The sequence below is a fragment of the Pseudarthrobacter sulfonivorans genome (genome assembly GCF_001484605.1).
GTDB lineage: Bacteria > Actinomycetota > Actinomycetes > Actinomycetales > Micrococcaceae > Arthrobacter > Arthrobacter sulfonivorans_A.
Window position 1 is genome coordinate 4,080,622 of the sequence record NZ_CP013747.1, and the last position, 15,767, is coordinate 4,096,388.

At 64.9% G+C, this 15,767-nt stretch carries 15 protein-coding genes; 8 read left to right on the forward strand and 7 right to left on the reverse strand.

Annotation, left to right across the window (positions count from 1 at the left end; genetic code table 11):
* Window positions 1–89: 89 nt before the first annotated feature.
* On the forward strand, window positions 90–938 hold the full coding sequence (locus AU252_RS18510; RefSeq protein ID WP_058933050.1) for a sigma-70 family RNA polymerase sigma factor: 849 nt from the start codon (window positions 90–92) through the stop codon (window positions 936–938).
* Window positions 935–1,195 (forward strand): mycothiol system anti-sigma-R factor, encoded by a 261-nt coding sequence (gene rsrA / locus AU252_RS18515; RefSeq protein ID WP_056343299.1) that lies wholly within the window; start codon window positions 935–937, stop codon window positions 1,193–1,195. Before AU252_RS18510 ends, rsrA begins: the two co-directional genes overlap by 4 nt.
* Window positions 1,196–1,362: 167 nt before the next feature.
* Here rsrA and AU252_RS25050 read toward each other — a convergent pair whose 3' ends face one another.
* The 5 genes from AU252_RS25050 to AU252_RS18535 form a co-directional block, all read right to left on the reverse strand.
* Complete coding sequence (locus AU252_RS25050; RefSeq protein WP_104061284.1) at window positions 1,363–1,437, reverse strand: 50S ribosomal protein bL37; 75 nt, start codon at window positions 1,435–1,437, stop codon at window positions 1,363–1,365.
* 141 nt (window positions 1,438–1,578) lie between these two features.
* The gene (locus AU252_RS18520; RefSeq protein ID WP_058931977.1) at window positions 1,579–2,190 is read right to left on the reverse strand and encodes a PadR family transcriptional regulator; all 612 of its coding nucleotides are present in this window, start codon (window positions 2,188–2,190) and stop codon (window positions 1,579–1,581) included.
* Window positions 2,190–3,032, reverse strand: coding sequence for a DUF4097 family beta strand repeat-containing protein (locus AU252_RS18525; protein WP_058931978.1), 843 nt, complete (start codon window positions 3,030–3,032; stop codon window positions 2,190–2,192). The genes AU252_RS18520 and AU252_RS18525 overlap by 1 nt, the downstream gene beginning before the upstream one ends.
* A 99-nt stretch (window positions 3,033–3,131) precedes the next feature.
* Window positions 3,132–3,731 carry a GDSL-type esterase/lipase family protein gene (locus AU252_RS18530; RefSeq protein WP_099093407.1) on the reverse strand — a complete coding sequence of 200 codons (600 nt, stop codon included), beginning with the start codon at window positions 3,729–3,731 and terminating at the stop codon, window positions 3,132–3,134.
* Between the two features lie 121 nt (window positions 3,732–3,852).
* A complete protein-coding gene (locus tag AU252_RS18535) occupies window positions 3,853–7,653 on the reverse strand; it encodes a multifunctional oxoglutarate decarboxylase/oxoglutarate dehydrogenase thiamine pyrophosphate-binding subunit/dihydrolipoyllysine-residue succinyltransferase subunit (protein ID WP_058931980.1) in 3,801 nt (1,266 codons plus the stop codon).
* Between the two features lie 500 nt (window positions 7,654–8,153).
* Between AU252_RS18535 and AU252_RS18540 the strand changes: the two genes are divergently transcribed.
* The 5 genes from AU252_RS18540 to AU252_RS18560 all read left to right on the forward strand — a co-directional run bounded on the left by AU252_RS18540 (window position 8,154) and on the right by AU252_RS18560 (window position 13,356).
* Entirely contained in the window at window positions 8,154–9,488 is a 1,335-nt protein-coding gene (locus tag AU252_RS18540) for a hemolysin family protein (protein ID WP_058931981.1), read from the forward strand.
* A complete protein-coding gene (locus AU252_RS18545) occupies window positions 9,485–10,555 on the forward strand; it encodes a hemolysin family protein (RefSeq protein WP_058931982.1) in 1,071 nt (356 codons plus the stop codon). The genes AU252_RS18540 and AU252_RS18545 overlap by 4 nt, the downstream gene beginning before the upstream one ends.
* Window positions 10,556–10,670: 115 nt before the next feature.
* A complete protein-coding gene (locus AU252_RS18550) occupies window positions 10,671–11,669 on the forward strand; it encodes a metal ABC transporter solute-binding protein, Zn/Mn family (protein WP_058931983.1) in 999 nt (332 codons plus the stop codon).
* Complete coding sequence (locus tag AU252_RS18555; RefSeq protein WP_058931984.1) at window positions 11,666–12,481, forward strand: metal ABC transporter ATP-binding protein; 816 nt, start codon at window positions 11,666–11,668, stop codon at window positions 12,479–12,481. Before AU252_RS18550 ends, AU252_RS18555 begins: the two co-directional genes overlap by 4 nt.
* A complete protein-coding gene (locus AU252_RS18560; RefSeq protein WP_058931985.1) occupies window positions 12,481–13,356 on the forward strand; it encodes a metal ABC transporter permease in 876 nt (291 codons plus the stop codon). The genes AU252_RS18555 and AU252_RS18560 overlap by 1 nt, the downstream gene beginning before the upstream one ends.
* A gap of 42 nt (window positions 13,357–13,398) precedes the next feature.
* On the opposite strand, the gene AU252_RS18565 is transcribed toward AU252_RS18560, so the two are convergent.
* Complete coding sequence (locus AU252_RS18565; RefSeq protein WP_058931986.1) at window positions 13,399–13,881, reverse strand: Fur family transcriptional regulator; 483 nt, start codon at window positions 13,879–13,881, stop codon at window positions 13,399–13,401.
* A 110-nt stretch (window positions 13,882–13,991) separates the two neighbouring features.
* On the opposite strand from AU252_RS18565, the gene AU252_RS18570 reads away from it, so the two are divergent.
* Window positions 13,992–14,648, forward strand: coding sequence for an MBL fold metallo-hydrolase (locus AU252_RS18570; RefSeq protein ID WP_058931987.1), 657 nt, complete (start codon window positions 13,992–13,994; stop codon window positions 14,646–14,648).
* 4 nt (window positions 14,649–14,652) lie between these two features.
* Here AU252_RS18570 and AU252_RS18575 read toward each other — a convergent pair whose 3' ends face one another.
* Window positions 14,653–15,732 carry a PLP-dependent cysteine synthase family protein gene (locus AU252_RS18575; protein WP_058931988.1) on the reverse strand — a complete coding sequence of 360 codons (1,080 nt, stop codon included), beginning with the start codon at window positions 15,730–15,732 and terminating at the stop codon, window positions 14,653–14,655.
* Window positions 15,733–15,767 lie beyond the last annotated feature (35 nt).

The following is a 15,767-nucleotide window of genomic DNA, read 5'->3' on the forward strand; positions in this document are numbered from 1 at the left end:
AGTTGCCCTTGAGGTTACTGAAGGACGGGACGGAGCCCGCCGGACCCGTAGCACTGCAGACTCTGGAATCCGATTCTCCGGAGTACGGAATGCCGCGCGCCAAGGCCGTCACAGTAGACTTGAACACAATGAGCACCCTGGATCCGGCCCTCGAGGCCATGTATGAGGCCTCCGAACGCGAAGCCAAAACAAGCAGCGAAGCCAATGCCAGCAGCGATGCGCCGGCAGGGAGTGACTCGCGGCCGGCAGACGCGCACCCTGCAGGGGATGTCCCTGTGCCCGCTGAGCCTGCGCCCGCCGAGCAACCCGTGGATGTGGCCACCGAATCAGCGGAAGAACGCCGGGTCCGTTTTGAGCGTGACGCCATGCAGTACGTGGATCAGCTCTACTCGGCCGCCATGCGGATGGCCAGGAACCCCGCGGATGCTGAAGACCTGGTCCAGGAGGCCTACACCAAGGCGTTCTCAGCGTTCCACCAGTACAAGCCCGGCACCAACCTCAAGGCTTGGCTGTACCGGATCCTGACCAACACGTACATCAACCTCTACCGCAAGCGGCAGCGGGAACCGCTGCAGTCGAACTCGGACACCATCGAGGACTGGCAGCTGGCCAGGGCGGAGTCGCACACGTCCCGCGGCCTGCGCTCGGCCGAGGCTGAGGCGCTGGACCACCTGCCGGACTCGGACGTCAAGCGGGCGCTCCAGGCCATTCCCGAGGAGTTCCGGCTGGCGGTGTACTTCGCCGACGTCGAAGGCTTCGCGTACAAGGAAATCTCGGACATCATGAACACGCCGATCGGGACAGTGATGTCCCGGCTCCACCGCGGCCGGAAAATGTTGCGGGACATGCTGGCGGACTATGCCGCCGAACGAGGATTCAAAGGCGCCGTCGAATCACAGGACACGGCCGCGACCACAAAACAGGAGAACAGGAAATGAGCGACTGCCAGGGATTGGGCGACTGCGATGACGCCCGGATGCAACGCATCTACGAATACCTCGACGGGGCATTGACCCGCGAGGACATCACGGAAATCAAGACCCACCTTGATGAGTGCCCTGAGTGCACGGAGGAGTACGACCTGGAGTGTGTGATCCGCACCATGGTGAAGCGCTCGTGCACCGAGGCCGCTCCGGAGAACCTGAAGAACGCCATCCTGGACCGGATCCACGCGATCCGCCCGGTGGACGCCTGACGCAAGCGGTACCCGTCTGCAGGGACCCACGTGACCGCGTCGACGCCGGACTGCGTCGATGCCCGTCAGCAGAACCGCAGGCGCCAAAGACAAGCGCAAAGACGAAGGACCCCGGAAGCCGTGTGGCTTCCGGGGTCCTTCGCTTTAGCCGTTTTCCAAGCTTTAGCTTAGGCGTTGGGGCGCTTCCCGTGGTTCGCGCCGCCACGCTTACGGTCACGACGTTTACGTGCACGCTTGCTCATAGCTGGCCTCCTTAAATGTTGGTACTCAAAAGAGCTGCCCTCAAGTCTCCCACACCATGGGACACGCCGCGAATCCGAAACGGGCTGTGACCGGGGGCAATACCGATCCGGCGGCGCAGTCCGGCGGCTCAGTCGCGCAGCTCAGCCGGGCAGTGAGTTGCGGATGGAGATGCGCGCCTGGTCCAGCACGGTCCTGACAGTTTCCAGCGTGACGGCGCTGAGCGGTTGCCGGGTGGCCTGCAGCCGCAGTTCCACGCGCAGGTCGTCCCGGAACGCCTGCAGCAGCATCTCCGCTTCCTTCAGCTCCCGGAACCCTTCCGAAGACTGGCGGCCGGCTTTCCGGAAATCGGGGGCCCGCGCCGTGGAACGGGCCGCCTCTGCCGTTGCCGCCAGGTCTGCCCGCAACCCGCGCATGTTGGCGCGGATATCCGCCCGCAGGTTGTCCGCCAGGCGGCGGACGGAAGCGGAAATGTCGTTCTCGACTCCGGCGAGTTCCTCCCGGCGCTTGTTGAGTTCAGCAAGCCCCGCCGCGGTGATGCGGTAGTTCGTGCGGCGGCCTTCTGATTCAGTGGCGACGAGCCCTTCTTCCTCCAGCTTCCCAAGCCGGGGATAGATGGTTCCCGCGCTGGGGGAGTAGGTGCCGCCGAACCGTTCGCTGAGGGCTTTGATCAGTTCATAGCCGTGTTTGGGCCCCGACTCCAGCAGTGCGAGCAAGTACAGCCGGAGCGCACCATGGGCGAACACCGGAGGCATCAGTGCCCCGCTTCCGGGCTACTTGCGTCGTCATTGCGGGCCGGCTGGCCATGAAAGATGGACGTTTTGCCGGACACCGAGTTGGTCCGCACCAGCATCAGCTTGCCGTCCGGTCCGGCAATGGTTTCCACCTTGCCGCCGGGCTGGGAGTACTGCTGGTCATCAATCACCACAACGCCGCTGGCCGATTTCGCGACGATGTCCACGCCGACGTCGTGCGGCAGCCTGATGGTGAGGTCGCCGGAGACTGAATTGGCACCGAAGTCGTGGGTAAAGCCGAGCAGGTCAAAACTCATGTCGCCGCTGACCGTGTGAGCCCGGATGTTGCTGAACCGGCCGGATGCGGTGACCTCGCCGGAGACGCTCTTGGCGGTCAGGACGCCGTCGTGGTTTCGCGCGATGACTTCGCCGCTGACGGTGTTGACGTGAAGTTCCCCGGATGTGCCGTCTGCCATCACAGAACCCGAGACGGTATTGAGCCGCGTGCGCCCGCTGATTCCGGACACGAGGCCATCGCCGCTGACCGTGCCGGCCTCCACCTCGACGCCGGCCGGCAGAGCGATGCTGATCACCGCTGAGTTGTTGCTGTTGTGGTTGACCGTGCCCATCAGGTTCTTGAACCAGCCCTGGGGGCCGTGCAGCTGATGGCGGACCTCAAGCCTGCCGTCCGTCAGCGTCACCGACACGGGATCGCCCTGGACGTCGTTGATCTCCACACGGGCCACGGCGTCGGCGTGGGTGACGACGTCGAACCTGCCGCGGACCATGCCCAGCTTCAGCGACCGGACGTGGTCAACGTCGATGGTTTGCGGACCTGTGACGGTCCAGCTGTCCTCTGTCATGAATCCTCCAAAACCGCGATATATCGTGACTGATATCTCAAGATATAACGGACCGCTGGACCCGTCAAGATATATCGCGACTGGAAGGGTTGGGGAAGCCTACTCGGGGGCGTCCATGCCCAGCCACTGGAACCAGCCACGGTGGAGGACCAGCCAGGCCATCAGGCCATAGCCCGCCTGCCCCGGCGTGCCGGTGTTCGCCGCAAGATCCTGGCGCCACTGTTCGTGGTTCAGAAGGGGGGAGAACGTGTCCACATAGAGGTGCTTGCGCCTGGTGGTGACGTCAGCGAAGGCCGTGTTCAGATCGGCGAGCCGGCGGTTCTGTACCGGGTCCAGCGTGGGCGGCGGGCCCACCACAAACACCTCGATCCGGTTCTGCGTGGCCGTATCCAGGATGTTGGCCAGGTTCAGGCGGCTCCGGGCGGTGGAAAGGCCGAACTCGATGTCCCGGCCCGAGAGGCCGATCACCAGGCGGTTCTCGTGCTGGTCGCCGAACCGCCGCCCGGCCTCCTCCTGCCAGCGGGCAGCCAGCCCCTCCGTTCCTTCCTGGGGACAGGGGAGGGCATACGCTTCCATGACCATGCCGTCCTGCGGAGTGCGGGCCAACACGCGGCCCAGCCAGCCGAGGGCCCTGGGGTCGCCCAGCCCGGCAAGCAGTTCATCTCCAACAGCTGCGATCCGCAGCTTCCTGTCTTCCACAAGTCCCTCTTTACGTCCGTGCCGATTCAGGCCAATCGGCGTGGCTATGATCCATCTTCATTAAACAGAACTGCCCGGCCGGAGTCTGGTATTTCGACGTCCGGCCGGGCAGCCACTGGGACTACTTCCGTGCAAATGCCTGCTTCAGCAGTGAATCCTGCTCGGCTGCGTGTCGCTTCATGGAGCCGGCCGCCGTGGAGGCCGATGCGGGACGCGACACCAGGCGGACGCGCCGGTCCAGCGCCTCCGGGAGGTTCAGGCCCATAAACGGCCACGGTCCCTGGTTGGCGGGCTCGTCCTGTGCCCAGACAACCTCCGCGTTCGGGTACTTGGCCAGTTCCGCTGCGATTTCTTCGTGCGGCAGCGGGTAGAGCTGCTCCACGCGGACAATCGCGGTGGTCTTGTCACCGGTCTTCTGCCGGGTGGACAGGAGATCGTAGTACAGGCGGCCGGAGACCAGCAGCACGCGTTCGACGGCGTCTGCCGCCGGCTGTTCGTGGTCACCGATGACGGGGCGGAAGGAGCCCGTGGTGAAGTCCTCGACGGACGACGCGGCAGCCTTAAGGCGCAGCAGCTGCTTCGGCGTGAAGATGATCAGCGGCTTGCGCGGCCGGCTGTACGCCTGGCGGCGCAGCAGGTGGAAGTGTGATGCCGCCGTGGTGGGGTTGGCGACGATCATGTTCTCTTCGGCGCACATCAGCAGGAAGCGTTCGATGCGTGCCGACGAGTGGTCCGGGCCCTGGCCTTCGTAGCCGTGCGGCAGCATCAGGACCAGGGAGGAACGCTGGCCCCACTTCTGCTCGGCCGAGGAGATGAACTCATCGATGATGGTCTGCGCGCCGTTGACGAAGTCACCGAACTGCGCTTCCCACAGCACCAGGGCATCCGGGCGTTCCACCGAGTAGCCGTATTCGAAGCCCATGGCCGCGTATTCGGACAGCAGGGAGTCGTAGATCCACAGCTTCGCCTGGTCATCCGAGAGGTGGCCCAGGGGCAGCCACTCGCCGCCGTTGGCGCGGTCGTGGAACACCGCGTGGCGCTGCACAAACGTGCCGCGGCGCGAGTCCTGGCCGGCAAGACGGACGGGAACGCCTTCCATGATCAGCGAACCGAAGGCCGCGATCTCGCCAAAGCCCCAGTCGATGCCGCCTTCGCGTGACATCTGCTCGCGCTTTTCGAGGAGCTGCTTGAGCTTGGCGTGGACGGTGAAGCCCTCGGGGATCTGGACGTGGGCCTTGCCGATGTGTGCCAGGGTCTCCGGAGAAATGGCAGTGGACGCCGGGGCGTTGGTGCCGAAGTCAGCCTGCTGGGCGATGGGACGCTCAATGTCGGAGACGGCGGCGGAGTCCGCGGTGATGATCGGGATGGGCGAGGTCTGGGCCGCGTGCGTTTCGGCGAAGACCCGCTCCAGCCGCTCCTGGTAGTCGCGGAGCAGCTGCTCCGCTTCTTCCTCGGTGATGTCGCCACGGCCGATGAGTGCCTCGGTGTACAGCTTGCGGACGGAGCGCTTGGCTTCGATCAGGTTGTACATCATGGGCTGGGTCATCGAGGGGTCGTCACCCTCGTTGTGGCCACGGCGGCGGTAGCACACCATGTCGATCACAACGTCCTTGTGGAAACGCTGGCGGAACTCGTAGGCGAGCTGGGCGATGCGCACCACTGCCTCGGGATCGTCACCGTTCACGTGGAACACCGGAGCCTGGATCATCTTGGCGACATCCGTGGAGTACGTGGACGAGCGCGACGACGACGGGGCCGTGGTGAAGCCCACCTGGTTGTTGACCACCACGTGGATGGTGCCGCCGGTCCGGTAGCCGCGGAGCTGGGACAGGTTCAGCGTCTCGGCAACCACGCCCTGGCCTGCGAACGCAGCGTCGCCGTGGACCATCAGGGGCAGGACCGGGAAGGCCTCGCCCTGGTCCAGGCGGTCCTGCTTGGCGCGGACGATGCCTTCGAGCACCGAGTCCACGGCCTCGAGGTGGGACGGGTTGGCGGCGAGGTAGACCTTGGTCTCGTTGCCGTTTTCCGAGGTGAACGTGCCTTCGGTACCGAGGTGGTACTTTACGTCGCCGGAGCCCTGCACGGAGCGGGGATCCTGGGTGCCTTCGAATTCGCGGAACACCTGGGCATAGGTCTTGCCGGCGATGTTGGTGAGGACGTTCAGGCGGCCGCGGTGGGCCATGCCGATCGCAACCTCGTCCAGTCCGTCGTCGGCGGCATCGGAAATGATGGCGTCCAGCAGCGGAATCAGGGATTCGCCGCCCTCCAGCGAGAAGCGCTTCTGGCCGACGAACTTGGTCTGCAGGAAGGTTTCAAACGCCTCGGCCGCGTTGAGCCGGGACACGATGCGCAGCTGCTCTTCGCGGCTGGGCTTCGAGTACGGGTGCTCCAGCTGGTCCTGGAACCACTTGCGTTCCTCCGGCTCCTGGATGTGCATGTACTCGATGCCCGTGGTGCGGCAGTAGGCGTCACGGAGGACGCCGAGGATGTCGCGGAACTTGAGCATGGGCGCGCCGCCGAAACCGCCGGTGGGCCACTCGCGGTCCAGGTCCCACAGGGTCAGCCCGTAGGTGAGGACGTCAAGGTCCGGGTGCTTGCGCTGGACGTATTCCAGGGGATCGGTGTCTGCCATCAGGTGGCCGCGCACACGGTAGGAGTGGATCAGCTGCTGGATCCGGGCAACCTTGTTGATCTGGTCGGAAGGGTCCACCTGCAGGTCCGGGCTCCAGCGCACGGGCTCGTACGGGATGCGCAGGGACTCGAAGATTTCGTCGTAGAAGTCCTGGGCGCCCAGCAGCAGCTGGTGGACCAGCTTCAGGAACTCGCCGCTGCCTGCACCCTGGATGACGCGGTGGTCATACGTGGACGTCAGCGTGAGCACCTTGCTGATGGCGTTGTGCGCGATGATCTTCTCGCTGGCACCCTGGAATTCCGCGGGGTAGTCCAGTGCGCCGACGCCGATGATGGCAGCCTGGCCCTTGGACAGGCGCGGCACGGAGTGAACGGTGCCGATGCCGCCGGGGTTAGTCAGGGAGACCGTGGTGCCGGAGTGGTCATCAGCGGTCAGCTTGCCGGCGCGGGCACGCTTGATCAGGTCTTCATAGGTGTGCCAGAACTCGGAGAAGTTGAGGGTCTCCGCCTTCTTGATGTTGGGCACCATGAGCAGGCGGGTGCCGTCCGGCTTGGGCATGTCAATGGCGATGCCGAAGTTGACGTGGGCCGGCTGGACAGCACTGGGCTTGCCGTCGATTTCGTCGTAGTAGACGTTCATCGAGGGGAACTGGGCGAGTGCCCGGATCACGGCGTAGCCGATGAGGTGCGTGAAGGAAACCTTGCCGCCGCGTGCACGGGCCAGGTTGGAGTTGATGACCACGCGGTTATCGATCAGCAGCTTGGCCGGAATGGCCCGGACGCTGGTGGCCGTGGGGACCTCAAGGCTGGTGACCATGTTCGTGGCGATGGCCTTGGCCGGGCCGCGAAGAACGGAGACCACGTCCTCTTCCGGAGCCGTGGGTGCCTTGACGTTCTTGGGAAGCTGGGCGGGAATCGGCTGGGCGCCGGTTCCGGGCTCGGTCTTCTTCGCGCCATCGCGGGCGACCGTAGCGGGAGCTTTCTTTGCCGCCGCGGGGGCGGCGGCCGGTGCTGCGGGCTGTGCGGCCGGCGACGTTGCCGGTGCAGCAGTTGCAGAAGCCGGAGGTGCCGGCGGTACAGCCGGCATTTCGCGGGTTGCTGGGTGGGCCACGGCTACCGCCGTGCTTCCGTTGGAAGAAGAACCGCTGCCTGAATCGAAGGACTCGAACAGGGGCCACCATTTGGTATCCACCGTGTTCTTGTCTTTCTGATACTGCTCGTACAGTTCGTCAACGAGCCACTCGTTTCCGCCAAATTCCTCTGGTAGACGGTGGCTTGGCTGCTCTGGCACTTGAAATACGCCTCTTCCATGAGTTTGATTTCTCTCTGGCCGCCACGGTGCCGCAGCACAACATTCGAACCAGTCTCTGCGTCCTGAACCCGGACCTTTGCCAGTCTAATGAGCATTCTGTGTTAACTGCCAATAACGGTGACCCAAATCATGGCGATGACGTGGAGATCACCGATTGTGGCGTCCGGAAGCCGTCCCGGCGCGGGTGTGCCGGGACCTCCGGGCGGCCATCCGAAAGGCGCAATCTGCTCCTGTAGACTGAAATTCTTATGGACAGTAAATCTAGGTGCCGGCCTGGGGGCTGTCAGCGGAGCATGAAGTACAGCACCGCGCAGTCCACCCGCAGAGCCGGCAAACCCCGAACACGCGCCCATCACTTTCCGTCAGGCCACCCCGGCGGAGCCCCTATGGAAACAGTGTCGGCTTCGGCCGATCATCCTCCGCCGGTCAGTTTCCCCCGGCACCACCGCGCTTCTCCCGATTTTCGGGCGGGATGCTGAATGGAGTGGTTGCTCCTCGCGGCAGGCCTCCTGCTGATCGCCGGCACCGGCTTCTTCGTCGCCGTCGAATTTTCCCTGATTGCCCTTGACCAGCCCACGGTCCAACGTGCCATCGATAACGGTGACACCGGTGCCGTCCCGCTGCTCAAGTGCCTGAAATCCCTCTCAACCCAGCTCTCCAGCTGTCAGCTCGGCATCACCCTCACCACCCTTTTGACCGGTTACGTGATGGAGCCGTCGGTAGGACGCCTCCTCGAGGGCCCGTTGGCCGCCGTCGGAATTCCCGAAGTGGCTGCCGCGTCCGTTTCCCTGGTCATAGCCATGACGCTGGCAACGCTGTTGTCCATGCTGCTTGGCGAACTGGTGCCCAAGAACATGGCCATTGCGCTCTCGTTCCAAGTGGGCAAGGCGCTGGCGCGGCCGCAGCTGGTTTTTACCGCCATCTTCAAACCCGCCATCGTGGTGCTCAACGGCTTTTCCAACAAAGTACTGAACGTCTTTGGCCTGGAGGCCAAGGAAGAGATTTCCGGTGCCCGGACGCCGGCCGAGCTCGCCTCCCTGGTGCGGCGCTCCGCCGCCATGGGAACGCTCGACGCCGGGACGGCCAACTTTGTGGCCCGCACACTGAACTTCTCGGCCCGGACGGCCGCCGACGTTATGACGCCCCGGATCCGGATGGAAACCATCGACGCCGACCAGCCCGTCTCGGACATCCTGGACGCCGCCCGGCGCACCGGGTACTCCCGCTTCCCCGTCATCGGGGAGTCCTCCGACGACATCAAGGGGCTGGTCCACGTCAAAAAGGCCGTTGCCGTGCCGTGGGACCGGCGGGCAAACCTGGAGGCCGGAGCCATCATGACCGATGTCCTCCGCGTGCCGGAGACGATCCACCTCGATGCCCTCCTGGCCGAACTGCGCGAGGGAAACCTCCAACTCGCGATTGTCCTGGATGAATACGGCGGAACCGCTGGCATCGCCACCCTTGAGGACCTGGTGGAGGAAATCGTCGGTGAAGTGTCCGACGAGCACGACAAGGTACGCCCGGGACTGCTCCAGAGCGCGTCCGGGGACTGGTACTTCCCCGGGCTGCTGCGGCCCGACGAGCTGTCCGAACAGATCCCGGGGCTGACTGTTCCGGACGAAGCCGCTTACGAAACCGTGGGCGGATACGTCATGAGTGAACTGGGCCGGATCGCCGCAGTGGGGGACACCGTCGAGGTAGGCGGCGGCACCCTGAGCGTGACCAGGATGGACGGCCGAAGGATCGAACGGATCTCCTTCCATCCGGCGGCGCCTGAAGCGGAGCCCGCTCCGGGAGACGGGGGCCAACGATGAGTGATTGGGCCGGAATTGCCTGGCTGGTTGTCCTCCTGCTGGGTAACGCGTTTTTCGTCGGCGCGGAGTTCGCGGTGATGTCTGCCAGGCGCAGCCAGATCGAACCCCTCGCGGAGGCCGGTTCCAAGCGGGCGCAGACCACGTTGCGCGCCATGGAAAACGTCTCATTGATGCTGGCCTGTGCGCAGTTGGGCATCACCGTGTGCTCGTTGCTGATCCTGCAGGTGGCCGAACCGGCCATCCACCACCTGATGGCGGCGCCCCTGGAAGCTGTTGGGCTGCCGGTGGAGGTTGCCGACGTCGCAGCGTTCGCTATTGCCCTGATGGTGGTGACTTTCCTGCACGTCACGTTCGGCGAGATGGTGCCGAAGAACATCTCAGTGTCCGTGGCAGACAAGGCGGCCCTGCTGCTGGCCCCGCCGCTGATGTTTGTTGCGCGGTTGGTCAATCCGGTGATCGTCGCGTTGAACTGGTCCGCCAACCACATCCTCAAGCTCCTGCGGATTGAACCCAAGGATGAGGTGAACTCGTCCTTCACGCTCGAAGAAGTCCAGTCGATTTTGCAGGAATCCACCCGTCACGGGCTCGTGGATGATGATGCAGGCCTGATCACCGGCGCCTTGGAGTTCTCCGAGTACACGGCTTCGAACATCATGGTTCCGCTGGACGACCTGGTCATGCTGAAGGCGGCCACCACACCGGTGGAGTTTGAAAAAGCCGTCAGCAGGACCGGGTTCTCAAGGTTCCCGATGCTGGACGATGACGGCATGCTGTCCGGCTACCTCCACGTGAAGGATGTGCTGTCCATTCCCGAGTCGGACTACCAGCACCCCATCGCCGAGAGCAGGATCCGCTCGCTTGCCAACCTCGCACTGGACGACGAAGTTGAAACGGCCATGTCCGTCATGCAGCGCACGGGCTCACACCTGGCCCGTGTGATCGGCGCGGACGGTCAGACCCACGGCGTCCTCTTCCTGGAGGACGTGATCGAACAGCTTGTGGGGGAGATCCGGGACGCCACCCAGGCCACCGGCATCAGGAGGCTGGGCGAGCCGAACGGGGACTAAGCGCGCCCGGGTCCGCAAGGGACCGGCCCGGCTATCCTAAATAGGAATCATTCACATTTAGGGGTAAGCTTTTTGGAGACGCAAAAGTCCATCCCTGTACTGAACTGAGGTTTCCGTGCGCCACCCCGCCGCCATCCGAACGTCCCTCGCAGCCCTCGCCGGCGTGAGCCTGCTGCTCACCGCCTGCGGCTCCGGAGGCGGTGCACCGTCGGCGACGTCCGGCCCGGAGTCATCCGCCGGCGTCGTCGAGGTGGTGGCGTCCACCAACGTGTACGGAGACATCGCCGCGATCATCGGCGGGGACAAAGTCAACGTCACCTCCATCATCACCAAGACCAGCCAGGACCCGCATTCGTACGAGGCCACCGCGCAGGACCGGCTGCTGGTGTCCAAAGCGGAATTGGTGATCGAGAACGGCGGCGGCTACGACGCCTTCCTCCACAAGATGGCCGACGACAGCAACTTCCCGCACAGCAATATCGTCACGGCCGTCGAAGTGGCTGGCCTGGCTCCGGAGGAAGGCCACACTGATTCGTCGTCGGCGGCGAGCGAGTCAGCTGACGGCCACCACCACGAGCACGGTGAGTTCAACGAGCACGCCTGGTACAGCCTGGATGCCATGGGTAAGCTCGCTGATTCATTGGCGGCAAAACTGGGTGAACTCGAACCGGGATCAGCCGCCCTGTTCACTTCCAATGCCGCAACCTTCAAAGCCGGGGTGGACGGCCTGGCCGTCAAGCTTGCCGCACTGAAGGCCAACGGAACAGGCGCAGCCGTGGCCGTGACCGAACCTGTCCCGCTGTACCTGCTCGAGGCAGCCGGGCTGGAGAACAAGACTCCGGCCGACTACACCGCCGCGATCGAGGAAGGCTCGGACGTTCCGCCCGCGGTGCTGAAGGCAGCCACGGACCTGGCGGGATCCAAGGACATCGGGTTCCTGGCGTACAACGCGCAGACAGAGGGACCCCAGACACAGGCGCTGAAAAAGGCAGCCGAAGCAGCCGGCGTTCCCGTCATTGACTTCAGCGAAACCTTGCCCGAAGGCAAGACGTACCTGCAGTGGATGACGGACAATGTTGACAACGTCAGCAAAGTTTTGGAGAAAAATAGTTGAAACCGGTGGTTAGCCTCCGCGGGGCGTCCCTGCAGTTCGGCAAACGCTTGCTCTGGGAGGATCTCGACCTGGACATCAGGCCCGGTGAATTTTTCGCCGTCCTGGGCCCCAACGGCAGCGGAAAGACCAGTTTCCTCAAGGTTCTCCTGGGCCTGCAGGAACTGCAGTCCGGCCGGGCCACGCTTGGCGACCGTCCCGTGGAGCGGGGCAGCAAACTGATCGGCTACATTCCGCAGCAGAAATCCTTTGCTCCGGACACCCCCATGCGTGCCCGGGACCTGGTGGGGCTCGGCGTGGACGGCCACCGCTGGGGGCTGCGGCTGGGCAAGGCCCGGGCAAACCGCAGGATCGATGAGCTTCTGGAACTGGTGGGCGCCAGTGACTACGCCAAAGTCCCGGTGGGCCAGCTCTCCGGCGGTGAGCAGCAGCGCCTCCGGGTGGCCCAGGCGCTGGCCACGGACCCCAAGGTCCTCCTCTGTGACGAACCGTTGCTGTCCCTGGACCTGCACCATCAGCAGGCCGTCAGCGCGCTGATCAACAAGCAGTGCCACGCCCAGAACAGCGCGGTGGTTTTTGTCACCCATGAAATCAACCCCATCATCGACTACGTTGACCGGGTGCTGTACCTGGTCGGCGGGCGGTTCCGCGTGGGGACCCCGGAAGAGGTCATGACCACCGAGGTCCTGTCCGAGCTCTATGGCAGCCACGTGGAAGTCATCCACGCGAACGGGCGCATCGTCGTCATCGGCCTGCCCGACGCGACCACGCACCATCATGCCGATGTCCACGCCACGGTGGGGGAGGTGGCCTGATGGATGCGGACAGCATCATCGGAGCGATCTTCAGCTTCGAGAACTACGGCGAGCTGCTGGTGCTGGTCCAGAACTCCATCTGGGCCGGGGCCGTGCTGGGCCTGCTGGGCGGGCTGGTGGGCACTTTCGTGATGAAACGGGACCTGGCGTTCGCCGTCCACGGCATCTCGGAGCTCTCCTTCGCCGGGGCGGCGTTTGCGCTCCTGATCGGCTCGGACATCGTGTTTGGCTCGCTCATCGGCTCGGTGGCGGCGGCGCTGCTTCTGGGCCTGATGGGCGTCCGGGCCCGGGACAAAAACTCCATCATCGGGGTGATCATGCCCTTCGGCCTAGGGCTCGGCATCCTGTTCCTGTCGCTCTACGAAGGCCGGGCCGCCAACAAATTCGGCCTTCTCACGGGGCAGATCGTGTCCGTGGACACCGTCCAGCTCCAGGTCCTTGCCGGCGCCGCTGTGCTGGTCATTGCAGCACTGGCAGCCATCTGGCGCCCGCTGAACTTTGCCAGCGTTGATCCCGAACTGGCCGAAGCCCGCGGGGTGCCCGTACGGACGCTCGCGCTGATCTTCATGGTCCTGCTGGGCGTCAGCGTAGCGCTATCCATCCAAGTGGTGGGGGCGCTCCTGGTGCTCGCATTGCTGATCACCCCGGCAGCCGCGGCGCTCCGCGTGACGTCCGCTCCCGTGGCCGTGGTGGCGCTCAGCGTTGTTTTCGCCGTCACGGCCACGGTGGGCGGAATCCTGCTGGCGCTGGGCGGGCGGATCCCCATCAGCCCCTACGTCACCACGCTGTCATTCCTGATCTACGTGGTGTGCCGCATCGTGGGCAGTGTCCGGGCCAAGAAGGGCATCAACGGCCGGCTGGTGCACGCCCGCTGACGCGGTCCAACGGCGTGCGTCCGGTTGTTGCGGCTCAGGCCGTCAGAGTTTGCCGGCGGACCTGAGGGCTGTGCAGTCCGGGCACAGCCCGAAGATCTCCACGGTGTGCGCCACCTCGGTGTAGCCGTGTTCGGTGGCGATCCGGGCGGCCCAGGTTTCCACCGCCGGGGCCTCGACTTCCACGGCCTTCCCGCAGTTGCGGCACAGCAGGTGATGGTGGTGCCCGGTCACGGCACAGCGCCGGTAAACGGCTTCGCCCTCGCCGTTGCGCAGCACGTCCACGAGGCCGTCGTCGGCGAGGGACTGCAGGACACGGTACGCCGTTGCCAGGGAAACGGAGACGCCCTTGTTCTGCAGGATGCGGTACAGCTCCTGCGTGCTGACGAAGTCATCCAGCTCGTCCAGGGCAGCGCTGACGGCCACACGCTGCTTGGTGACGCGCTGCTCCTTGCCGGGCACACTGGCGGTGCCTGCGCCGGATGCAGCGGTCGACGGCGTGGCGTCAGCTTTGGTGCCGAACGGCATGAAGGTACTCGCTTCCCTGAGGGACGGTGGCAATCATCAAGATTACCAGCCGGGGCTGAACAGCCGGACGCCCCTTGGACAGGCTTGGGGCCTGACCCTAGGCTGGCGCTATGAAGCTGACAAAATACACCCACGCGTGCGTCCGGCTTGAGAAGGACGGCGGGGTGCTGGTGCTGGATCCGGGAACATTCTCCGAGACGGCCGAAGCCCTGGCCGGGGCGCAGGCCGTGCTGATCACGCACGAGCACGCCGACCATGTGGATGTGCCGGCCATGGTCAACGCACTGCGCCGCTCTGACGTCCTGGCGGTCTTCGCGCCGGCCGGAGTGGCCGCCCATCTGCGGGAGGAGGCGCCGCAGGCCGCAGTGCGGATCCACACGGTTGAACCCGGTTCCAGTTTTGACGCGGCCGGCTTCAACGTGCGCAGCTTCGGCGGACAGCACGCACTGATCCACCCGCAGGTTCCCATCGTGGCCAATATCGGCTACCTGGTGGACGGCAACGTCTACCACCCGGGGGACTCTTTCATCATCCCGGACGGTCTCACCGTGCAGACGCTGCTGGTTCCGCTCCACGCGCCGTGGAGCAAGGTCAGCGAGGTGGTGGATTTTGTCATTGCCGTCCGCGCCCCGCGTGCGTTCCAGATCCACGACGGGCTGCTCAACGAAACGGGCCTGAAGGTCGCAGAATCCCATGTTGCCCGGCTGGGCCGGAAATACGGCACCGAGTACACCCGCCTTGCCCCGCGGGAATCAGTGGAGGTCTGATCGCCTACGCGTTCCAGACGCCGGTCTCGAAAAACCGGCGGATGACTTCCTCATACGGCTCGGGGTCCAGGCCCTGCCCTGACAGCCACGCGGGATTGTAGTAGTTGCCCGCATAGCGGTCGCCGCCGTCGCACATCAACGACACAATGCTGCCGCGCTGTCCCTCGGCCACCATTTCCGCCACAAGCTGCCAGACACCCCACAGGTTTGTGCCCGTGGACGGTCCGGCATGCAGACCGGCGAGGGTGTGCAGGTGCCGCATGGCCGCGACGGAGGCGGCATCGGGAACCTGGATCATGTGGTCGATGACGGCGGGCACAAAGCTCGGCTCCATCCGCGGGCGGCCGATGCCTTCGATCCGTGAGGGCAAGCCGGTGCTTGCTTCACCAGTCCCTTTCAACCAGCCGGGGTAGAACGCGGAATTCTCCGGGTCAACTACTGCAAGGCGGGTGTCGTGGCCGCGGTAGCGCAGGTAGCGGCCGATGGTCGCGCTGGTGCCGCCGGTCCCGGCGCCCACCACAATCCAGCGGGGGACAGGGTGTTCCTCCAGCGCCAGCTGACCAAAAATGGACTCCGCGATGTTGTTGTTGCCACGCCAGTCCGTGGCCCGCTCCGCGTAGGTGAACTGGTCCATGTAGTGGCCGTTGGACGTGGCAGCGACGTCCGCCGCCGCAGCATAAACCTCTGAGGCGTGGTCAACCAACAGGCACGAGCCGCCGAACTGTTCGATCAGCGCGATCTTCTCCGGGCTCGTCGTGCGGGTCATGACCGCTACGAACGGCAGGCCCAGGAGCTGCGCGAAATATGCCTCCGAAACAGCGGTGCTGCCGCTGGACGCCTCCACGATAGTGGTACCTTCGCGGATCCAGCCGTTGACCAGGCCAAAGAGGAACAGCGAGCGGGCCAGCCGGTGCTTGAGGCTCCCCGAACGGTGAGTGGATTCGTCCTTGAGGTAAAGCTGGACGCCCCAGTGCTCCGGGAGCGGCACCGAGTAGAGATGCGTATCGGCGGACCGGTTGTTTTCTGCATTGACTTTTCTGATGGCCTCGTCAGCCCAGGCCCGGTCCGCGCTCGCGTTCTTCACCGGACCAGCCTACCGGCGGCGCTCCCCGCCAGCCG